At 69.3% G+C, this 19,997-nt stretch carries 19 protein-coding genes and 1 pseudogene; 7 read left to right on the forward strand and 13 right to left on the reverse strand.

Annotated elements, in window-relative coordinates:
• Positions 1–2 precede the first annotated feature (2 nt).
• Positions 3–806 carry an SDR family NAD(P)-dependent oxidoreductase gene (locus A5708_RS09060; protein WP_065028302.1) on the forward strand — a complete coding sequence of 268 codons (804 nt, stop codon included), beginning with the start codon at positions 3–5 and terminating at the stop codon, positions 804–806.
• Positions 807–831: 25 nt separating this feature from the next.
• Here A5708_RS09060 and cobN read toward each other — a convergent pair whose 3' ends face one another.
• From cobN to A5708_RS09090, 6 genes are read right to left on the reverse strand one after another with little or no spacing between them, the layout of a single operon-like run.
• Positions 832–4,407, reverse strand: coding sequence for a cobaltochelatase subunit CobN (gene cobN / locus A5708_RS09065; protein ID WP_065028303.1), 3,576 nt, complete (start codon positions 4,405–4,407; stop codon positions 832–834).
• Between the two features lie 46 nt (positions 4,408–4,453).
• Positions 4,454–5,128: an alpha/beta hydrolase gene (locus A5708_RS09070; RefSeq protein ID WP_065028304.1), complete on the reverse strand. Its 675-nt coding sequence runs from the start codon at positions 5,126–5,128 to the stop codon at positions 4,454–4,456.
• Positions 5,129–5,169: 41 nt separating this feature from the next.
• Positions 5,170–6,261, reverse strand: coding sequence for an LLM class flavin-dependent oxidoreductase (locus tag A5708_RS09075; RefSeq protein WP_065028305.1), 1,092 nt, complete (start codon positions 6,259–6,261; stop codon positions 5,170–5,172).
• Positions 6,262–6,272: 11 nt separating this feature from the next.
• On the reverse strand, positions 6,273–7,283 hold the full coding sequence (locus A5708_RS09080; RefSeq protein WP_065028306.1) for an ABC transporter substrate-binding protein: 1,011 nt from the start codon (positions 7,281–7,283) through the stop codon (positions 6,273–6,275).
• Positions 7,280–8,035, reverse strand: a complete 756-nt coding sequence (locus tag A5708_RS09085; protein ID WP_065028307.1) for an ABC transporter ATP-binding protein — start codon at positions 8,033–8,035, stop codon at positions 7,280–7,282. The genes A5708_RS09080 and A5708_RS09085 overlap by 4 nt, the downstream gene beginning before the upstream one ends.
• Before the next feature lie 11 nt (positions 8,036–8,046).
• Entirely contained in the window at positions 8,047–8,874 is an 828-nt protein-coding gene (locus tag A5708_RS09090; RefSeq protein WP_065028308.1) for an ABC transporter permease, read from the reverse strand.
• 100 nt (positions 8,875–8,974) lie between these two features.
• Here A5708_RS09090 and cobG point away from each other — a divergent pair, with 100 nt between their 5' ends.
• From cobG to A5708_RS09105, 3 genes are read left to right on the forward strand one after another with little or no spacing between them, the layout of a single operon-like run.
• Positions 8,975–10,069, forward strand: coding sequence for a precorrin-3B synthase (gene cobG, locus A5708_RS09095; protein ID WP_065028309.1), 1,095 nt, complete (start codon positions 8,975–8,977; stop codon positions 10,067–10,069).
• A gap of 45 nt (positions 10,070–10,114) precedes the next feature.
• Positions 10,115–10,741, forward strand: a complete 627-nt coding sequence (locus A5708_RS09100) for a precorrin-8X methylmutase (protein WP_065028310.1) — start codon at positions 10,115–10,117, stop codon at positions 10,739–10,741.
• Complete coding sequence (locus A5708_RS09105; RefSeq protein ID WP_065028311.1) at positions 10,738–12,216, forward strand: precorrin-2 C(20)-methyltransferase; 1,479 nt, start codon at positions 10,738–10,740, stop codon at positions 12,214–12,216. Before A5708_RS09100 ends, A5708_RS09105 begins: the two co-directional genes overlap by 4 nt.
• Here the strand turns inward: A5708_RS09105 and A5708_RS09110 are convergent.
• Entirely contained in the window at positions 12,213–13,868 is a 1,656-nt protein-coding gene (locus A5708_RS09110) for a PPE family protein (protein WP_065028312.1), read from the reverse strand. The two genes, A5708_RS09105 and A5708_RS09110, sit on opposite strands and share 4 nt — an antisense overlap.
• A gap of 175 nt (positions 13,869–14,043) precedes the next feature.
• On the opposite strand from A5708_RS09110, the pseudogene A5708_RS27470 reads away from it, so the two are divergent.
• A pseudogene (locus tag A5708_RS27470) lies at positions 14,044–14,718 on the forward strand (DUF2275 domain-containing protein); the annotation flags it as partial.
• Between the two features lie 126 nt (positions 14,719–14,844).
• Entirely contained in the window at positions 14,845–15,399 is a 555-nt protein-coding gene (gene sigC, locus A5708_RS27475; RefSeq protein WP_231117857.1) for an RNA polymerase sigma factor SigC, read from the forward strand.
• On the opposite strand, the gene A5708_RS09120 is transcribed toward sigC, so the two are convergent.
• The 4 genes from A5708_RS09120 to A5708_RS09135 are packed head-to-tail and all read right to left on the reverse strand — an operon-like array spanning position 15,388 to position 18,830.
• Positions 15,388–16,116 (reverse strand): cobalt-precorrin-6A reductase, encoded by a 729-nt coding sequence (locus A5708_RS09120; protein ID WP_065028313.1) that lies wholly within the window; start codon positions 16,114–16,116, stop codon positions 15,388–15,390. The two genes, sigC and A5708_RS09120, sit on opposite strands and share 12 nt — an antisense overlap.
• Positions 16,116–16,871, reverse strand: coding sequence for a precorrin-4 C(11)-methyltransferase (gene cobM, locus A5708_RS09125; protein ID WP_065028333.1), 756 nt, complete (start codon positions 16,869–16,871; stop codon positions 16,116–16,118). The genes A5708_RS09120 and cobM overlap by 1 nt, the downstream gene beginning before the upstream one ends.
• Positions 16,868–18,034: a bifunctional cobalt-precorrin-7 (C(5))-methyltransferase/cobalt-precorrin-6B (C(15))-methyltransferase gene (locus A5708_RS09130; protein WP_065028314.1), complete on the reverse strand. Its 1,167-nt coding sequence runs from the start codon at positions 18,032–18,034 to the stop codon at positions 16,868–16,870. Before A5708_RS09130 ends, cobM begins: the two co-directional genes overlap by 4 nt.
• 46 nt (positions 18,035–18,080) lie before the next feature.
• Positions 18,081–18,830: an SDR family NAD(P)-dependent oxidoreductase gene (locus A5708_RS09135; protein ID WP_065028315.1), complete on the reverse strand. Its 750-nt coding sequence runs from the start codon at positions 18,828–18,830 to the stop codon at positions 18,081–18,083.
• A gap of 35 nt (positions 18,831–18,865) precedes the next feature.
• Here A5708_RS09135 and A5708_RS09140 point away from each other — a divergent pair, with 35 nt between their 5' ends.
• A complete protein-coding gene (locus A5708_RS09140; protein WP_064954310.1) occupies positions 18,866–19,276 on the forward strand; it encodes a F420-dependent biliverdin reductase in 411 nt (136 codons plus the stop codon).
• Between the two features lie 50 nt (positions 19,277–19,326).
• On the opposite strand, the gene A5708_RS26115 is transcribed toward A5708_RS09140, so the two are convergent.
• Complete coding sequence (locus A5708_RS26115) at positions 19,327–19,635, reverse strand: hypothetical protein (RefSeq protein ID WP_155765951.1); 309 nt, start codon at positions 19,633–19,635, stop codon at positions 19,327–19,329.
• A 92-nt stretch (positions 19,636–19,727) separates the two neighbouring features.
• A complete protein-coding gene (locus tag A5708_RS26120; RefSeq protein ID WP_081292887.1) occupies positions 19,728–19,991 on the reverse strand; it encodes a hypothetical protein in 264 nt (87 codons plus the stop codon).
• Positions 19,992–19,997: the final 6 nt, after the last annotated feature.

Raw genomic sequence — 19,997 nt, forward strand, 5'->3', positions numbered from 1 at the left:
CGATGGATCTGGGATTTGCCGGGTCGACGGCCGTGGTCACCGGCGGCAGTAAGGGGATGGGCCTGGCGATCGCCGAAACCCTTGCAGCCGAAGGGGCCAGCGTAGCGGTGATGGCCCGAGGCCACCAGGCGCTCGATGCCGCCGTCTCGTCGCTGCGGCGAGCGGGCGCTCCGGATGCCGTCGGCATCAGCGTGGATATGACCGACGCCGCGTCCATCACCGCCGGCTTCGGCGCCGTCGCGCAACGGTGGGGGCAACTCAACACCCTGGTCCACACGATCGGACCGGGCGACGGCTATTTCGAGCAGATGGACGACGCACAGTGGGATGAGGCGTTCACCCTCGGCACGATGTCGGCCGTCCGGTCGATTCGCGCCGCCCTGCCGCTGCTGCGCTCCGCGGACTGGGCCCGCGTCGTCACGTTGTCCGCGCATTCGATTCAGCGCCAAAACCCGCGAATAATCGCCTACACGGCGGCAAAATCGGCGTTGGCCAGCATCACCAAGAACCTGGCGAAAAGCCTTGCCAGGGATGGCATTCTGGTCAACTGCGTATGTCCTGGAACCATCGTCACCGCAAGCTTCACCGAAGCGCTCAAGGACATCCTCGCCGCCGACGGCCTCGACGCCACTAATCCGGTCGACGTTATGACCTGGATCGACAACAACTTTCATCAGCCCTGTGACCTCGGCCGCGCCGGACTGCCTGAAGAGGTCGCCTCCCTCACCGCCTACCTGGCGTCGCGGCGCAACGGCTATGTCACCGGCGCGACGGTCAACGTCGATGGCGGGTCGGACTTCATCTGACGGCTGCTTCAGCCCCCGAGCGCGGTCAGCCTTCCAGGTCGCCCTCGGTTTCCAGCAGCGCCTGGCGCAACCCGTCGAGGGTCTCCGGTTGCGGCTGCGCCCACATGCCACGCCCGGCCGCCTCCAGCAGCCGTTCGGCCATGCCGTGCAGCGCCCAGGGATTGGATTCCGACATGAACTTGCGATTCTCCGGGTCCAGCACGTAACGCTCGGTGAGCTGTTCGTACATCCAGTCGGCCATCACCCCGGCCGTCGCGTCGTAGCCGAACAGGTAGTCCACCGTCGCCGCCATCTCGAACGCGCCCTTGTATCCGTGCCGGCGCATCGCAGACATCCAGCGCGGGTTGACGACGCGCGCCCGGAACACGCGGGTGGTCTCCTCCGACAGCGTGCGGGTGCGGATCGCGTCGGGGCGGGTGTTGTCGCCGATGTAGGCGGCCGGCGCCTCCCCGGTCAGCGCGCGCACCGTGGCCACCATGCCCCCGTGGTACTGGAAATAGTCGTCGGAGTCGGCGATGTCGTGTTCGCGGGTGTCGGTGTTCTTCGCGGCCACCGCGATGCGCCGGTACTGCCGGTTCATGTCGTCGACGGCCTCGCGCCCGTCCAGGTCCCGGCCGTAGGCGAAGCCGCCCCACGCCGTGTACACGGCTGCGAGGTCGGCGTCGTCGCGCCAGTTGCGGCTGTCGATCAACTGTAACAGTCCGGCGCCATAGGTGCCCGGCTTGGAACCGAAAATCCTTGTGGTGGAGCGGCGTTGATCGCCGTGCTGAGCCAGGTCGGCCTGGGCGTGCGCACGGACATAGTTGTCCTCGGCGGGCTCGTCGAGGTCGGCGACCAGCCGCACCGCGTCGTCGAGCATCGTCACGACGTGCGGGAAGGCGTCCCGGAAGAAACCGGAGATGCGCACCGTCACGTCGATGCGCGGGCGGCCCAGCTCGGCCAGCGGAATCGCCGCCAGATCGACGACGCGCCGCGACGCGTCATCCCACACCGGGCGAACACCGAGCAGGGCAAGGACTTCGGCGATGTCATCACCGGCGGTGCGCATGGCCGAGGTGCCCCACACCGAGAGTCCGACCGATTGCGGCCACTGCCCGTGGTCGTCGCGGTACCGAATGAGCAACGAATCCGCCAGCGCCACACCGGCTTCCCAGGCCAGCCGGGACGGCACCGCCTTGGGGTCGACGGAATAGAAGTTGCGGCCGGTGGGCAGCACGTTGACCAGGCCGCGCAGCGGGGATCCGGACGGGCCGGCCGGGATGAACCGACCGTCCAGGGCGCGCAGCACCTGCTCGATTTCGGCGGCGGTGCCGTTGAGGCGTGGCACCACTTCGGTGGTCGCGAATCGCAGGACCGCGGCGACGTCGGCGTTGGCGGCGATCCGTTCGGCCGCACCGGGATCCCAGCCGGACGCCTGCAACGCTCCGACAAGCTCGCGGGCCACGGCCTCGGTGTGATCGACCGTGGGCCGGTCGTCGGTGCCGTCCTCCGCCAATCCCAGGGCCTGTCGCAATCCGGGGAGGGTGTGCTCGCCGCCGAAGAGTTGGCGGGCCCGCAGGATCGCGAGCACCAGATCCAGTTCGGCTTCCCCCGTGGGCTTTTGCCCCAGGATGTGCAGGCCGTCGCGGATCTGTACATCCTTGATTTCGCACAGCCACCCATCGACGTGCAGCAGCATGTCGTCGAACGAGTCTTCCTCGGGACGTTCGGTCAGGCCCAGATCGTGGTCCATCTTCGCGGCCCGCATCAGCGTCCAGATCTGCTGGCGGATGGCGGGCAGCTTGCCGGGGTCCAGCGCGGCGACATTGGCATGCTCGTCGAGCAGCTGCTCCAAACGCGCGATGTCACCGTAGGATTCGGCGCGCGCCATCGGAGGGATCAGATGGTCGACCAGAACGGCGTGCGCGCGCCTTTTGGCCTGGGTGCCCTCGCCGGGGTCGTTGACCAGGAACGGGTAGATCATCGGCAGGTCGCCCAGCGCGGCGTCAGGGCCGCAGGCCGCCGACATGCCCAGCGTCTTGCCGGGCAGCCATTCCAGGTTGCCGTGCTTGCCCAGGTGTACCACCGCGTGCGACCCGAAGCCGACGTCCAGCCAGCGGTAGGCGGCAAGGTAGTGGTGGCTGGGCGGCAGGTCCGGATCGTGATAGATGGCGACCGGATTTTCCCCGAAGCCGCGGGGCGGCTGCACCATCAACACCAGGTTGTCCGATTGCATTGCGGCGATGACGATTTCGCCGTCGGGATCGTTGCTGCGGTCGACGAAAAGGTTTCCCGGTGCGGGGCCCCAGTGCTCGGTGACGGCGTCGGTGAATTCGGTGGGCAGGGTCGCGAACCATTCGCGGTAATCCGTGGCGGACACTCGGATCGGGTTGCCGGCCAGCTGGCCTTCGGTGAGCCAGTCGGGGTCCTGTCCGCCCCGCTCGATGAGCGCGTGGATCAGGGCGTCGCCGTCGTTGGCCTCGACGCCCGGCAGTTCCCCCACCCGGTAGCCGTGCTCGCGCATCGCCTGCAGCAGCGCGACGGCGCTCGCCGGGGTGTCCAACCCGACCGCGTTGCCGATGCGAGCGTGCTTGGTGGGATAGGCCGAGAACACCAGGGCCACCCGCTTGTCCGCCGGGGCGATTTGGCGCAGCCGCGCGTGGCGGACCGCCAGCCCCGCGACGCGGGCGCAGCGTTCCGCGTCGGCGACATAGGAGATCAGGCCGTCGTCGTCGATCTCCTTGAAGGAGAACGGCACCGTGATGATGCGGCCGTCGAACTCGGGCACCGCCACCTGGCTGGCCACGTCGAGCGGACTCAGGCCGTCGTCGTTCGCGCGCCATTGGGCGCGCGGGCTGGTCAGGCACAGCCCCTGCAGGATCGGGATATCCAGCGCGGCAAGGTGTTCGACGTTCCAGCTGTCATCGGGACCGCCGGCCGCCGCCTCCGCAGGTCTCAGTCCCCCGGCCGCCAGCACGGTGACCACCATGGCGTCGGCGTCGCCCAGCCGTTGCAGCAGTTCGGGTTCGGCGGTGCGCAGCGAGGCGCAGTAGACCGGCATCGCCCGCGCGCCGGCGTCCTCGATGGCCCGGCACAGCGCCTCGACGTAGCCGGTGTTGCCGGCCAGGTGCTGCGCGCGGTAGTAAAGCACGGCGATCGTCGGGCCGGCGGTATCGATCGCGTCCGGCCGCGGCAGTTCCCCCCAGGTCGGGGTCACGACCGGAGGGGTGAATCCGAACCCGGTCATCAGCACGGTGTCCGAGAGGAAGGCGTGCAGCTGGCGCAGGTTGTCCACGCCGCCGTGGGCCAGGTAGATGTGCGCCTGCACCGCGATGCCGGCGGCCAGCGTGGACAGACCGGTCAACTCGGCGTCGGCGGCCTGCTCGCCGCTGACCAACACCGTGGGCACCCCGCTGGCGATCACCGTGTCGATGCCGCTCTGCCACGCCCGGTAGCCGCCGAGGATCCGCACCACCACGATGGCGGCGCCGGCCAGCAGGTCGGGCAGCTCGTCTTCGGACAGCCGCGACGGGTTGGCCCACCGATAGTTCTTCCCGCTCGAACGGGCGCTGATCAGGTCCGTATCGGATGTCGACAGCAGCAGGATGGTCGGCTCAGCCACCCGTCATTCGTACCGCAACGAGGCGCGCACGCGCCTACTGGGACCGTCAACCGCCCAGCAGGGCCGCGATCCGGCCGGCGACCTGTTGCGCCATGATGCGAGCCGGGCCGTCCCTGGCCGGTTCGTAGCGGTCCGCGCGGGCGTCGTAATCGGCGCCCGCGATCGACCCGTGATCGGCCGCCAGTTCCACCACCTCCACCGGCCAGCCGACACGTTCCAGGCGGGCGGCGAAATCCCTGCTGGCGTCCACCGGCACGACGTCATCGTGGAGGCCGTGCAGCAACGAGAAGGGCGAACCGACACCGGCGTCACTCAGCCCGTTGGTCACCGGCTCGCCGGAGATCGGATCGGGGATCATGAAGGCTCCGGCGAGGCACACCGTGTGCGCCGGAGCGAAGTCGTATTGCGCCGCGCGCAGCGTCACGCCCGCCGCGGCGGCACCGCCCATCGACCACCCGACGAGCAGGATGCGCCCGGCGTCGCGCGCGAGGTTGCGGGTGAACTCCAGCGACCGCAGCAGATCCGCGCGCCCGCCGTCATCGGCATGGGAGTTCCAGTCCGGTGCCACCACCACCGCGGCGCGCCCGGCCAGCATGCCGGCCAATGGGCCGACGGCGGCGCGGGCATCGGTTTGCGCACCATGCCACAGCAAGATCGTGGACGGCGCCGGCTCGCCGAAGACATCGGCCCACCGGCCTGGGGCATATTCCACCGTCCTCACGGGCACGAGGATGCCCGTGCTGACGCGTGTTCAATCCTCGATCAGGCAATGCCACTGCCGCGCAGGATCGGCAGCACGCCCTCGGCGAACCAGTAGGCCTCTTCCAGATGCGGATAGCCCGACAGGATGAATTCGTCGAAGCCCAGCGCGTGGTATTCGGCGATGAGGTTGGCGACCTCCTGGTGGCTACCGACCAGCGCGGTGCCCGCACCGCCGCGCACCAGCCCCACCCCGGCCCACAGATTCGGGTAGATCTCCAGCTTGTCGAGACGGCCGCCGTGCAGCGCGGTCATCCGGCGCTGCCCCTCGGATTCCGAACGAGCGTGCTGCTCAGTGGCATTCGCGATCTGCTCGGGGCTCAGTTCGCTGACCAATTCCTCGGCCACCGCCCATGCCGCCGCGGAGGTGTCGCGACTGATGGTGTGCAACCGGATGCCGAACCGCACGTTGCGGCCACGGTCTTGGGCCAGCGCCCGCACCTTGGTGATCTTCTCCGCTGCGGCCTGCGGCGGCTCACCCCAGGTGAGGTACACGTCCACGTATTCGGCCGCAATGGCCAGTGCCGGCGGTGAGGATCCGCCGAAATAGATCTGCGGCAACGGATCCGGCGGCTCCGACACCCGCGCGTCCTCGACGTGGTAGTACTTGCCCTCGAAGTCGACGGATTCCTGCCGCCACACGGAATTGACGATGTGCAGGAATTCGCCGGTGCGCGCGTAGCGCTCGTCGTGGCCGAGCCAGTCACCGAAGCGGCGCTGCTCGCCGTCGTCGCTGCCACTGACGACATTGAGCAGCACCCGGCCGTCCGAAAAGCGCTGCAGCGTCGCGGTCTGTTGCGCGGCCAACGTCGGCGGCACCAGGCCCGGCCGGAACGCAACCAGGAACTTCAACCGTTCGGTCTCGGCCAGCAGCGCCGACGCCGTCAACCACGCGTCCTCACACCAGGTTCCGGTGGGAGTCAGCACGCCCTCGTAGCCGAGCCGGTCCGCGGCGCGCGCCACCTCGGCCAGATAGCGACGCGTCGGCTTGCGACGACCGGCCGGAACCGCGTGATGTGACGACGCATGCGAGCCACCCACGATGGATCGGCTGTCGCCGGTGGTCGGCAGGAACCAGAAAAACTTTGCCGCCATAACTCCTCAGATCAGCTGGCGAGGCCTTGTCGCAACGCCTCATTGAATCGACGGTCGACCCAGTTGGCAAACCTGGGCGATGACGCGAGCTGGCCTGCGGCCGCGAACAAATCGGCCAGCTTCTGTTCCGACGCGACCACGCCGTCACCGAGTTCTGTCGGCAACCGCAGGCTGCGCGTCGCCGCGACCGCCGCCACCTGTGGATCCAACCCTACTGCGGCGGAATAGTCTTGGGCCCATTCTTGCGGATGAGCCCTGGCCCACTGCACCGCCTTCTCGAAACGTACCAGCAGGTCGGACAGCGCGGTGTTGCGTTTCGGGTCATCCAGCGCCTGGTCGGAGGCGACGCCCACCCAGTCGCCGTTGGTGACGCCCTGCGCCTCGGCGATGCTGCGGACCGGGATCTGCTGCTCGGCCTGGGCCGTGTAGGGATCCCAGATGGCCCAGGCGTCGGCCTGGCGCTGGCTGAACGCCGACAGCGCATCGGCGGGCTGCAGGAACACGAACTTCACCTCGGCGGGTTTGAGCCCGGCCTTGTCCAGCTGGGCCAGCAGGTTGGCGTGCGACGAGCTGCCCTTGGCGACGGCGATCGCCTTCCCGCGCAAGTCGGAGACCGACGTGATAGGCGAATCGGCGTGCACCAGAACGCGATTGCCCGCCCCGCCGCCACCGTACGCGGAGACCGCCTTGATCTTCGCGTTGCTGGCGGCGCCGAAGATCGGCGGCGTGTTACCGGTGATCGCGAAGTCGATCTTGCCCGCGGTGGCCGCCTCGACTTGCGGCGGCCCGGAGGTGAACGTCGAGAACGCGACGCGGTAGGGCAGGTTGTCCAGCTGCCCGGCGGCGCGCAGCAGGGCTTCGGTGCCACCCTTCTGATCCCCCACCTGCAGGGTCAGATTGGACAGCTCCGACAGCGGCACCGCGGCCGGCGGCGGCTTGGGACCCAAACTGGCTGTGCGCGAGACACATCCGGCCAACAGGAATACGATCGTCGCGGCCAGCGCGGCGAAACCCCGCGTCAAAGCCGCACACCAAGACGATCCAGCAACTCCGCGCGATGCCGCTCGGTGTGCGCACCGGGATCACCGGGTGCGCGGCGAGGCTCGCCGATGGTCAGCGTGTGCACGACGCGGCCTTCCTCGAGCACCAGCGCACGATCGGCCAGCGCGACCGCTTCGTCGACGTCATGGGTGATCAGCAACACCCCGAACCCGTGCCGGCGCCACAGATCCAGCAGCAGGGTGTGCATCGTCAGCCGGGTCAGCGCGTCCAGCGCACCGAACGGCTCGTCGAGCAGCAGCAGTTGTGGCTCGGCGACCAGCGCGCGGGCCAGCGAAACCCGTTGCGCCTGACCGCCGGACAGGGTCAGCGGCCACGCCCTGGCATGGTCGGCCAGCCCGACGTCGGCCAGCGCCCGGTCGGCGCGATCCCGGACTTGCGCCCGCGGGAGGCGGCTGCGGGTCAGGCCGTAACCGACGTTGGTCCGCACATCGCGCCACGGGAACAGGCGCGGCTCCTGGAATGCCAGCGCCGGGGCGCCGGCCACCACGCGCTGCCCACTGTGGTCATCCGACAATCCGGCGAGCACCCGCAGCACCGTCGATTTGCCCGAGCCGCTGCGCCCGACCAGCGCGACGATCTCGCCGCGCTGCACCCGCACCGAAACGTCGTTGAGCACCTGCCGGTTTCCGTACCACTTGTCGACGTGGCGCAGCTCGCCGGCGATGTCTGTCCGCCCGCGGGTGGCGGCGGCCGATTCCGCGATGAGTGTCAAGCCAGGACCTTTCAGTGTCGGTACCGCAGCGTGCGGCGTTCGATGAGCCGGACGAGCGCGTCGGTGATGATGCCCAACAGCGCGTAGATGGTCAGCCCGAAGATGATGATGTCGATTCGCAGAAAATCGCGGGCGTTGTTGATCAGGAAGCCAATTCCCTTGTCGGCGTTGATCTGCTCGGCGACGATCAAGGTCAGCCACGCGATGGCCAGCGATTGGCGGAAACCGACGAGCACCTGTGGCGCCGTGCTGGGCACGATGATCCGGGTGAACCGTTGAGCGAATGAAAAGCCCAGCACCTGAGCGGTTTCCAGCATCTTGGGGTCCACCTGCCGGATCGCCGAAAACGTGTTGAGGTAGAGCGGGAAAACCACACCCAGGGCGACGAGCAACACCTTGGGCAGCTCGCCGATTCCGAACCAGAGGATGAACAGCGGGATCAGTCCCAGGTGCGGCAGTGCGCGGATCATCTGCATCGGCGGGTCCACGGTCGATTCGATCCAGCGCGACAGGCCGACCGCCGCGCCCGCCACGATCCCGATGATCCCGCCCAGCAGCAGCCCCTCTGCAACGCGGACGGTGGAGATGTGCAGCGCGTCGGCGAGCTGGCCGTTGCGGGTCAACTCGACGCCGGCCTCGAGGATCAACGAGGGGGCGGGCAGTACGTCGGCAGGAATCACGCCGAGCGCGCTACCCAGCTGCCACAGCGCCAGCAGCGCCAGTGGCGACGCGACGCGCACGACTTCCCATTTGCGGCGCGCCCATAACCCGCGCGGGCCGCCGGCCTGGGCGCTGCCCGGCTTGTTCGACGCAGCGTCGAGCGCGGTGGCAATGCTCACCGGGCCGACGCTAAAGCGCGGCCGGTGCCAGGGTAAGGGTTTACGTCTGGCTGAAGGCAATCCCGGCCGTCGTCTTCGGCGGGGGCCGTACCGTGGACGGGTGGCCAGGACGCGCGATACCGACGCATGCCCGGGTGCGCTGCAGGTGCACCAGGCGGCCGATGGCGCCTTGGCCCGGATCCGGCTGCCCGGCGGCATGATCACCGCCGCCCAGCTGGCCACGCTGGCCGCCGTCAGTAACCAGTCAGGGTCGGGAACGCTCGAGCTGACCGCCCGGGGCAACGTGCAGTTGCGCAGGCTGACCGACGTGACCGCGGTGGGCGAGACGCTCGCGGCCGCGGGCCTGTTGCCGTCAACGACGCACGAGCGGGTCCGCAACATCGTGGCCTCACCGCTGTCGGGGCGCTCCGGAGGAAACCTCGACGTCCGGCGCTGGGTCGGCGAGCTCGATGCCGCGCTGTGCGCCGAGCCCAGGCTCGCCGAGCTGGGCGGCCGGTTCTGGTTCAGCCTGGACGACGGACGCGCCGACGTCTCGGGGCTGCGTGCCGACGTCGGGGTGCACGCGTTCACCGACGGCTGTGCGCTGTTACTTGCCGGACGTGACACCGGTGTCCGGCTGGCGGCCGGCGAGGTGATCGAGACGCTGATCACCCTCGCTACGCGGTTCGTCGACATTCGCGGAACCGCTTGGCGCGTCCAGGAATTGGACGACGTGCGGCGGCTGCTACCCGGCGCCGAATCACGCGCCACCTCCTTTGTGGCCGTCACCAAGGCGCCGGTGGGCTGGATCGGCCAGGACGACGGGCAGGTGACGCTGGGCGCCGCGGTGCCGCTGGGTGTGCTGCCGGCGCGCGTCGCGGAGTACCTGGCTGCGATCGAGGCGGCGGTGGTGATCACGCCGTGGCGCTCGGTGCTGGTATGTGACCTCAGTGAAGAGGTGGCCGACACCGCGCTGCGGGTGCTGGCGCCCCTGGGCCTGGTGTTCGACGAGAACTCCCCCTGGCTGACCGTCAGCGCCTGCACCGGCACCCCCGGCTGCGCGCGCTCGGCCGCCGACGTGCGGGCCGACGCCGCGCGATCGCTGGATCCCGAGTCGACGGTGCACCGGCACTTCGTCGGCTGCGGCCGGGCGTGCGGCAGTCCCCTCGCCGGTGAGGTGCTGGTGGCTACCCCGGACGGATACCGGCGGCTGTAGCCGGGTGCGGCGGGTCGCCGGGTGGGTGAGCCTTAAAGTGGGCGGGTGCTCGACTACATCCGCGACGCGGCGGAGATCTATCGCCAGTCGTTCGCGACGATCCGCGCCGAAGCGGACCTGGCGCGATTCCCCGCCGAGGTGGCACGGGTGGTCGTCCGATTGATCCACACCTGCGGCCAGGTCGACGTCGCCGAGCACGTCGCGTACACCGACGACGTCGTGGATCGCGTCGGCGTGGCCCTGCGCGGCGGGGCTCCGGTGCTGTGCGATTCGTCGATGGTGGCCGCCGGGATCACCGCCGCACGGCTGCCGGCCGACAACCAGGTGGTGTCCCTGGTCGCCGACCCGCGGGCGGCCGAGCTGGCCGCACGCCGGCACACCACGCGCTCCGCGGCCGGGGTGGAGCTGTGGGCGGACCGGCTGCCCGGCGCGGTGCTGGCGATCGGCAACGCCCCGACCGCGCTGTTCCGGCTGCTCGAACTGATCGATGACGGGTTGGCGCCGCCGGCCGGGGTGTTGGGCGGGCCGGTGGGTTTCGTCGGGTCGGCGCAGTCCAAACAGGAGCTCATCGAGAACCCGCGCGGAACGTCGTATCTGGTGGTGCGGGGCCGTCGCGGCGGCAGTGCCATGGCCGCCGCCGCCGTCAACGCGATCGCGAGCGACCGCGAATGACCGCACAAGGCACCCTGTGGGGCGTCGGGTTGGGGCCCGGCGACCCGGAATTGGTGACTGTCAAAGCCGCCCGGGTGATCGCCGAGGCCGACGTGGTGGCCTATCACAGCGCCCGGCACGGCCGCAGCATCGCCCGCGGTATCGCCGAACCCTATCTGCGGCCCGGTCAGATCGAAGAGCACCTGGTCTACCCCGTCACCACCGAGACGACCGACCATCCCGGCGGCTATGCCGGCGCCATCGAGGACTTCTACGTCGAGGCCACCGAGCGCATCGCGGCGCACCTCGACGCCGGTCGCAATGTCGCCCTGCTGGCCGAGGGCGATCCGCTGTTCTACAGCTCCTACATGCACCTACACACCCGGCTCACGGAGCGGTTCGACGCGATCATCGTGCCCGGCGTGACGTCGGTGAGCGCCGCCTCGGCGGCCATCGCGACACCGTTGGTGGCCGGCGACGAGGTGCTGTCGGTGCTGCCGGGCACCTTGCCGGTCGAAGAGCTGACCCGTCGGCTCGCCGACGCCGACGCCGCCGTCGTCCTCAAGCTCGGGCGTTCGTATCACGCTGTGCGGGAAGCGCTTTCGGCATCGGGACAGCTTGACGACGCGTTCTATGTCGAGCGGGCCAGCACCGCCACGCAACGCATCCTGCCCGCCGCCGACGTCGACGCGGCCGGCGTCCCGTACTTCTCGCTGGCCATCCTCCCGGGCGGGCAGCGGGGCCGCCGCGCGCCCGCTGCCGGCAGCGTCACGGTGGTGGGCCTGGGTCCCGGCGACATGGACTGGATGACGCCGCAGACCCGGCGCGAGCTGGCCGCGGCGACCGACCTGATCGGCTATGGCGGCTACCTGGACCGCGTGCCGGCCCGTGACGGCCAGCAGCGTCACCCCAGCGACAACCGCGACGAGCCCGAACGGGCCAGGCTGGCCTGCGCGCTGGCCGAGCAGGGCCACGCCGTGGCGGTGGTCTCGTCGGGTGACCCGGGTGTGTTCGCCATGGCTACCGCGGTGCTGGAAGAGGCCAAAGAATGGCCGGGTGTGCGGGTTCGGGTGATTCCGGCGATGACCGCGGCCCAGGCCGTGGCCAGCAGGGTCGGCGCTCCGTTGGGGCACGACTACGCGGTGATCTCGCTGTCCGACCGCCTCAAGCCGTGGGAGGTGATCTCCACGCGGCTGCAGGCCGCCGCGTCCGCCGACCTGGTGCTGGCCATCTACAACCCGGCCTCCAAGACGCGAACCTGGCAGGTCGGCGCGATGCGCGACATCTTGCTGGCCCACCGCGAACCCGGCACCCCGGTGGTGATCGGCCGCAACGTTTCCGGCCCCGACGAAGACGTCCGGGTGGTCAGGCTGGCCGATCTCAATCCCGGCGAGATCGACATGCGCTGCCTGCTGATCGTCGGGTCGTCCCAAACCCAGTGGTACTCACACGATTCCACCGACCGCGTCTTCACCCCGCGGCGCTACCAGGGCTAGTCGCGCTCCCAGGTGCTCGGCATCATCGGCACGGTGGGACCGTCACTCAACCCGTCACTGGTCAACGTCGCCAATCCGGTGGCCTGCGCGGCATTTGATTTGGCTGCGGCACCGGCGAACCCGAGCGGTCCCGCGCTGTCCTCGGAAGGGCTTGCGGCGTAAGGATCTTCGGTGTCACCGGTTGGATCCGCACCCTCGTCCAAGTCCATGAATTCGTAGCGGTACGCGCGCTCGGTGGCGGTGCCGCCGCGGCGCCGGCGGGCCCGGGCCTTCTTCTTGGCCGCCGTGGCCGCGGCCGCGGTCGCGGGCTCGTCGACGTCGTCGGACGAGGGTTCCTCCGACTTGCGCCGTGACCGGCTGCTCGCGCTGCCGCGCGCAGACAGTCCCGAAAGCCCCACCGCATACAGGGCATTGGACACGTTCGCTCCGATTCCGTCGGTCGCGGTCGGGCCGAAACCGACGCCCGGTCCCCCACCGACGGGTCCGCCGCCGGCCGAGCCGGCGACCGTCGTCGCGGGGGCGGTGGATGGTGTCGGCACGTGGCTCACACTGGCGGGCGCGCTGGTGATAATCGGCGCCGGAGCGGCCACCGGTGCGGGCGCCGCCGTGACGGCCGGCAACGGCGTCGCGGCCGAAAGCGGGACCGCGACGCTGATCGCGGTGACCGCGGCCGCCGCCCCCCCCGCCGCGGCCGCGCCGATTGCGGCCACGACGACCGGGGCGAGTACCACCGCCATCTGGATCGCGGCCTGCATGAAGGGCCAGAAGATCATCAGGGTGTGGAAGATGGCCCAGCCGAGCGCGCTCGACAGGGCCGGCGAGAAGCCCAACTGGCTGAAGAACGAGGCGAGCCCATTAACGAACGGCAGCGGCGGGAAGGGCCACCCACCGGGGTTGAGGTCCTTGGACACCGGCCAGGCGAAATTCTGGGTGTACTGCTGCAGCCACTGAGTGAGCTGGTCCTGCCAGGACGGATAGGTCTGCGTCGCCGCCGTGGCCTGCTGCTGGGCGCTCGAGGTATCAGCGTTGTTCAGGTTGGAGCCGGAATCCGACGCCGGGGCCACCGCGGCCGCCTGTACCGCCGTGACGCCCGCGGTGCCCGCCTCCGCCCCCGGCACGACGATCGTCGGCGCGGGCGTCGTCGCCGGGACCGCCGCCAGGGCGGATGCGCTGACGGCCTGGTAGGTGGTCATCGTCGTGGCGGCCTGCACCCACATGCGCGCGTAGTCGGCCTCGTTGACGGCGATGGGGATGGTGTTGATCCCGAAGAAGTTCGTGGCGACCAGCGCCCCGTGCACCGCGTGATTGGCCGCGAGTTCGCCGAGCGTCGGCATCGCGGCCAGGGCCGCCGTGTAGGCGGTGGCCGCGGTCTCGTGCAGGCTCGCCGCCGCCGTGCTCTTGGCCGCGCTCTCCAGCAGCCAGACCTGGTAAGGGGCGTGTGCGGCCACGTACTGGTCCGCGCTGGGTCCGTCCCACGAACCCGCCTGCGCGGCGCCCAACTCCCCGCTGAGCTCGGCTGCCGCGGTCGCATAGTCGGTGCTCAACGACGACCATGCCGTCGCGGCGGCCAGCAGCGGCGCGGGGCCGGGGCCGCTGCTGAGCAACGTCGAGTGCACTTCGGGCGGAAAAGCGATCCAGATCGGGGCGGTCATCGTCGGGGGCCTTCAGGCAAGAGCACGAATACCTCTTCGGTGAATCTTGGGATGGGCTGGGCGATGCGTTCGACCAGAGGTCGGTTGTCGGCGCGCATAAGTTCCCGGCGATTTCGTCTGGCGCCGAATTGCGCGAGTCTTTGCGCGCGGCCGAACCATGCGCAACGATGCAGGGATGCGGTGTGAGATTGCGCGCGAAGCGCTGTCGGCTCGACTGGACGGCGAGCGCCCCCAGGTGCTCGCGCAGCAAGTCGACGCCCATCTCGAATCCTGCCGCAGCTGCCGCTCCTGGCTCATCGGGGCGGCGGTGCAGACGCGCCGGCTGGCCTCGGTGACTCCCGGCGACGGACCCGATCTGGTCGAGAAGATCATGGCCAGCATCGGCGAGCAGCCCACCGGCCACCGGGCCCTGATGCGCTGGCTGCGGTCGCACTACCGGCGATGGGGCCTGATCGCCGTCGGCCTGTTCCAGGTGGCGATCGCCGCCGCCCAAATCAGCGGAATCGATTTCGGCATGGTGTCCGGTCACATGCACGGCGCGATGTCCGGCGAGCACCTGATGCACGAGTCGACGGCCTGGTTGCTGGCGCTGGGTCTGGCCATGATCGCCGCCGGCGTGTGGCCCGCCTCCGCGTCGGGGGTGGCCGCGATCACCGGTGTCTATTCCGTTGCGCTGCTGGGTTATGTGATCGTCGACGCCTTCGACGGCGAAGTCACCGCGACCCGCATCGCCAGCCACATGCCCCTGTTGCTGGGTCTGGCGTTCGCATTGCTGGTGGCGCGGGAACGGGTGGGCTCACACCGACGGCGCGGCTCCGATGCCTCGGACGACGCCGACTTCCCCACCTGGTCGGCGGACTCGCCCAGTGGTCGGCGGCGCGGCCACCTGCGGCCCATCAATCGCTCGGACCCCACTGCGTCCTCTACGACGAGCTGTCGTAGAATCGGAAAACTCCCACAACAAAGGTGGTTGGGCATGACCGCGGTGAGCGACGACGAGGCCGTAACCGAGCTCGCGTTGTCAGCCGCACGCGGAAACTCCCGGGCGCTCGAGTCGTTCATCAAGGCCACCCAGCAAGACGTGTGGCGGTTCGTGGCCTACCTGTCGGATACGGGCAACGCCGACGATCTGACCCAAGAGACCTTCCTGCGCGCCATCGGCGCCATCGAGCGGTTCTCCGCGCGCTCGAGCGCGCGCACCTGGCTGCTGTCGATCGCGCGCCGCGTCGTGGCCGACCACATCCGCCACGTGCAATCACGGCCCCGCGCCGCCCTGGGCGCCGATCCCGAACACGTAGTGCGTGGGGACCGGCACGCCCGCGGATTCGAGGACCTGGTCGAGGTGACGACGATGATCGCCAACCTCAATGCCGAACAGCGCGAAGCGCTTTTGCTCACCCAGCTGCTCGGCCTGCCCTACGCGGACGCCGCCGCCGTCTGCGGCTGCCCGGTGGGCACCATCCGCTCGCGCGTTGCGCGCGCCCGCGACGCGCTGCTGGCCGATGGCGAGCGCAGCCACCTAACCGGCTAGCGCGCCAACCCATTCGGCGGCCTCGGCCACCGTGCCGACGGTCAACGCCCCGGCGGGTAGCGGCGGCCGGGCCACCATCACCACCGGAACGCCCAGCGCCGCCGCGGCATCCAGCTTCGCGCGGGTCATGTCCCCTCCGCTGTTCTTGGTGACCAGGGCGTCGATGCGGTAGTCGCGCAACAGCCCGAACTCGTCCTGGTAGCCGTACGGCCCGCGGGACAGCAGTACCCGGTGACGACGCGGCAGCACGGACGCGTCGGGGTCGGTGACCGCCCGGATCAGGAACCACGCGTCGCTGCCGGCGAAGGCCCGCACGCCCGAGCGTCCGGTGGTGAGAAACACCCGCGAATAGCCTTGCCGGGCGACGGTTTCAGCGGCGTCGGCATCCGAGTCGACGACGATGGCGGCGCCCGGATCCCACGCCGGGCGGGCCAGGATCAGGTGCGGGATCCGCAAATCCGTGCACGCGTCGGCGGCGTGCGCGGTCATGGTCGCCGCGAACGGGTGGGTGGCGTCCACGACGGCGTCGATGCGCTCGTCTTGCAGCCATCTTTGTAATCCGTCGACGCCGCCGAAGCCGCCGATGCGCACCGGGCCGACCGGCAGTGCCGGATCCGGAACGCGCCCGGCCAGGGAGCTGACGATGTCGACGCGCGGGTGCAGAGCTTTCGCCAGGGCGCGGGCCTCGCCGGTGCCGCCGAGCAACAGGACGCGCATCAATGCCTGCTCCCCCGGGCGCGCCCGGTCGAATACAGGTAGCTGTCTGTGAATCCGCCGGCGGTCAGCGCCTCACCGACGACGATGACGGCTGTCTTGGTGATGTTGGCCCGATGCATCTGCCCGGCGATGTCTGCGAGGGTGCCGCGCAGCACCGCCTCTCGCGGCCAGCTCGCGAAAGCCACGACGGCTGCCGGTGTTTCGGGTTGATAGCCGCCTTCGAGAAGCTGCGGGACGATGGCGTCGATCTGGGCGGCGGCCAGATGCAGGACGAGGGTCCCGCCGGATTGGGCCAGGGTCTTCAGATCTTCGCCGGGCGGCATCGCCGTCGATAGGGTCGCCACCCGGCTCAGCGTCACGGTCTGCGCCACCCCGGGAATGGTGAGCTCACGCTTCAGCGCGGCCGCCGCGGCGGCGAAAGCCGGTACGCCGGGCACGATTTCGTAGTCGATGCCAAGGGAGTCGAGCCGCCGGCATTGCTCCGCGAGCGCGCTGTAGAGCGACGGATCACCCGAATGCAGCCGCGCCACGTCCAGGCCGGCGGCGTGCGCCTCACTCAGCTCCGCGATGATCTGCTCCAACGTCAGCGGCCCGGTGTCAACGACTTTCGCGTCCGGTGGGCACAACGCCAGCAGGTCGTCGGGCATGATCGAGCCGGCGTACAAGCACACCCGGCAGGTTTGCAGAAGCCGCTGACCGCGCACCGTGATGAGGTCGGCCGCGCCCGGGCCCGCACCGATGAAATACACCGTCACTTGGTCACCGCCCACTGGGTGACGGGATACTGCGGTCGCCAGCCGGTGAAGGCGCCCAGCGGCTCGCCGTGATAGTGCTGGAAGCGGTACAGCTCACCACCCAGGCGCTGATGTGCTTGCGTCAGAACGGCTTCGGACTCGGTGGTGACCACGTTGGCGACAAGTCGGCCGCCGGCCGGCAGGTTGGCCCAGCAGGCGTCGAGCAGGACGGGTTGGGTCAGTCCGCCGCCGATGAAGATCGCCGACGGCGGCTCCGCGCTGTCGAACGCGCCGGGGGCCTCGCCACGCACATCGATGCTGACCCCGAAGGCTGCGGCATTGCCCTCCAGGTTGCGCCGGCGGTCTTCGTTGCTTTCAAAAACCACTGCGCTGCAACCCTTTCCGCTCAGACACCACTGCACACTGATGCTGCCGGAGCCCGCGCCGACGTCCCACAATCGCTCCCCCGGGCGCGGGGCCAGCGCGGCCAGCGTCACCGCGCGGATGCCTTGTTTGGTGATCTGCCCGTCGTGGGTGAAGGCGTCGTCGGGCAGGGGTGAGACACGTTCGTCGGGCAGGTACCGCACGGCAATCACGTTGAGGTCGTCCAGGTCTCGATCGTCGGCCCAGTCGCGGGCGGTGCCGTCGCGGCGGTGCTCGTCCGGGGCGCCGAGTCGTTCGAGAACGGTGAACTCCGAATCGCCGCGGCCATGCGCGGTGAGCAGCGCCGCGAGTTCGGTTGGTGTGGAATTGCCCTGCGCCAGCACGACCGCCTGACCGCCGCGACGCACCGCGGTGTGCGGAGGCGCGGTGACCAGACTGATCACCTCGGTGTCGTGGACGTTCCAGCCCATCCGCGCGCACGCCAGCGTCACCGACGACACGTGCGGCAGGACCCTGACGTTGCCGCGGCCGTGCAGGCGGATCAGGGTGCCCCCGATGCCGTGCAGCAGCGGATCGCCGCTGGCCACCACGTGCACGTCACCCGTGCGTTCGTCGAGCAACGTTTGCAGCGCCGGCAGCATCGGCGACGGCCACTGCCGCCGGGGCGCGCGCACCGTGTCGTCGAGCAGGTCGAGCTGCCGCTTGGAGCCGTAAATGATCCCAGCCCTGCGGAGTTCGGCACGCGAAGCCTCGCCGAGTCCGGCCATGCCGTCGGCGCCGATACCGACCACGATGATCATAGGCGCCGCTCCTCATCGCGTCGCTCTGCATCGTCAGCGGGGCGGATCATCGCGGCATCCTGCGCCAGACGAACTGCGGCAGTAGTCGCATCACCGCCGCCGCGGGGCCCAGCGCCCACGGGATCCATACGGTGCGGCGGCCCTTCGCGAGCGCACGCGCGGTGGCGGCGGCGACCTGGGCGGGCGTACTGGGCAGCGGTGCCGGCGACATGCCTTCCGTCATGCGACCGATGACGAATCCCGGCCGGGCGATCAGCAGCCGGACCCCGGTGCCGTGCAGCGCGTCGGCCAGGCCGCTGGCGAAGCCGTCCAGGCCGGCCTTCGCCGAGCCGTAGACGTAGTTGGCGCGGCGCACGCGCGCCCCGGCGATCGAGGAGAACACCACCAGCCGTCCTGTGTCCGCTTTGCGCATCGCCGTGGCCAGGTGGGTGAGCAGGCTGACCTGGGCGAGGTAGTCGGTGTGGACGACGGCGACCGCGTGCGCCGCGTCGGTTTCGGCGCGGGCCTGATCGCCCAGGATGCCGAAGGCCAGCACCGCGGTGCCGATGGGACCGTGGTCGGCGACGATCGAGGCGACCAGCGGGCCGTGCGAGGTCAGGTCGTCGGCGTCGAATTCCCTGGTGTCAACCGCCGCGGCGCCCGCGGCCTTGAGCGCGTTGACCTGCTCAGCGAGCTGATCGGCCTTGCGGGCGGCCAGCACGACCGTCGCGCCGGGCGCGAGGAGTCGCGCCAGCTCGATCCCGATCTCGCTGCGGCCGCCCAGGATTACTACTGGACCTGCGCCCGTGTCGTCCACGGCTGCGATTATCACCTGCGCTAGCGTGGGCGGTGATGGCGAATACCACTACCCGGCTCACCGACGACGCCTTGGCGTTTCTGTCGGAACGCCATCTGGCCATGCTGACCACGCTGCGAGCCGACAATTCACCGCACGTGGTGGCGGTCGGTTTCACCTTTGACCCCAAGACGCACATCGCGCGGGTCATCACCACCGGGGGTTCGCAAAAGGCTGTCAACGCCGATCGTGGCGGCCTCGCCGTGCTCAGCCAAGTCGACGGCGCGCGGTGGCTATCGCTAGAGGGCCGGTCCAAGGTCAACAACGACGTCGACGCGGTGCGCGACGCCGAGCTGCGATACGCCCAGCGCTATCGGACGCCGCGACCCAACCCGCGACGCGTGGTCATCGAGGTTCAGATCGAGCGGGTGCTGGGGTCGTCGGATCTTCTGGACCGGGGCGAGTAGCAGTTGTTCGGGTGGATCCCGACCTGCATCCCCGATCCCGACGCATTCATTCAGCGGAGGTTCCATCCAACGCATCGGCCGATCTCGTGCAGCGCTTCCTGCGATAGTTCTGGGTGCTTCTCGTGGAAACGTCGAAGAATATCGTTCACGCCTTCCACCAATGTCATGTTGCCCCAATCGATCGGCATGCCAACTGCCTCGTGCACCAGTTCAGAAACGCGCGCAATCAAAGATGGTGCTTGCGCTGGCCCGTACACCTCAAGCACCTTCTGTTTGTCAATATGAGGAACAGCGGTGCCGCCGACAGCTATGACGATTGCGGCATTAAGAACGGCCGGATCCACCCTCAGCTGCTCCATCGCTCGAAAATTGTTCTGTCCGTACCCGTTTCGGGATCGACGATCATTATGTACTGAAGTTGAAGATTCATGAATCGTGGTGCTCGACCTCCTTAAACGGGAGTCCCGCGGTTATTGCCAGGTTGTTGCAAGAGCAGATCGTCATGTTCATGCCGACGGCAAGCTTCGATGAATTCGACCGCGGTTTTCCTGTCACCTAGAAACTGCTGGTACTGGTCGGGTGTGAGTTCATAGTATTCTTCGTAGTCTACGATCCCATTGCTTACCGGTATAGACGCGTAGTAGCGGCCTGACGTCGACTCGATGCCGATCGAATATCTATCTTCTCGCGAAAAATATGTGTCATCGAACTTCATAGCGCT

This window comes from Mycobacterium colombiense (assembly GCF_001672755.1).
Taxonomy (GTDB): Bacteria; Actinomycetota; Actinomycetes; order Mycobacteriales; family Mycobacteriaceae; genus Mycobacterium; species Mycobacterium colombiense_C.

Coding starts and splice junctions, on each gene's coding strand:
- A5708_RS09060 (WP_065028302.1), top strand. CDS start 3: ATGGATCTGGGATTTGCCGGGTCGACGGCCGTGGTCACCGGCGGCAGT.
- A5708_RS09075 (WP_065028305.1), bottom strand. CDS start 6,261: ATGGCGGCAAAGTTTTTCTGGTTCCTGCCGACCACCGGCGACAGCCGA.
- A5708_RS09105 (WP_065028311.1), top strand. CDS start 10,738: ATGACCGCACAAGGCACCCTGTGGGGCGTCGGGTTGGGGCCCGGCGAC.
- A5708_RS09110 (WP_065028312.1), bottom strand. CDS start 13,868: ATGACCGCCCCGATCTGGATCGCTTTTCCGCCCGAAGTGCACTCGACG.
- sigC (WP_231117857.1), top strand. CDS start 14,845: ATGACCGCGGTGAGCGACGACGAGGCCGTAACCGAGCTCGCGTTGTCA.
- A5708_RS09120 (WP_065028313.1), bottom strand. CDS start 16,116: ATGCGCGTCCTGTTGCTCGGCGGCACCGGCGAGGCCCGCGCCCTGGCG.
- A5708_RS09130 (WP_065028314.1), bottom strand. CDS start 18,034: ATGATCATCGTGGTCGGTATCGGCGCCGACGGCATGGCCGGACTCGGC.
- A5708_RS09140 (WP_064954310.1), top strand. CDS start 18,866: ATGGCGAATACCACTACCCGGCTCACCGACGACGCCTTGGCGTTTCTG.
- A5708_RS26115 (WP_155765951.1), bottom strand. CDS start 19,635: ATGGAGCAGCTGAGGGTGGATCCGGCCGTTCTTAATGCCGCAATCGTC.
- A5708_RS26120 (WP_081292887.1), bottom strand. CDS start 19,991: ATGAAGTTCGATGACACATATTTTTCGCGAGAAGATAGATATTCGATC.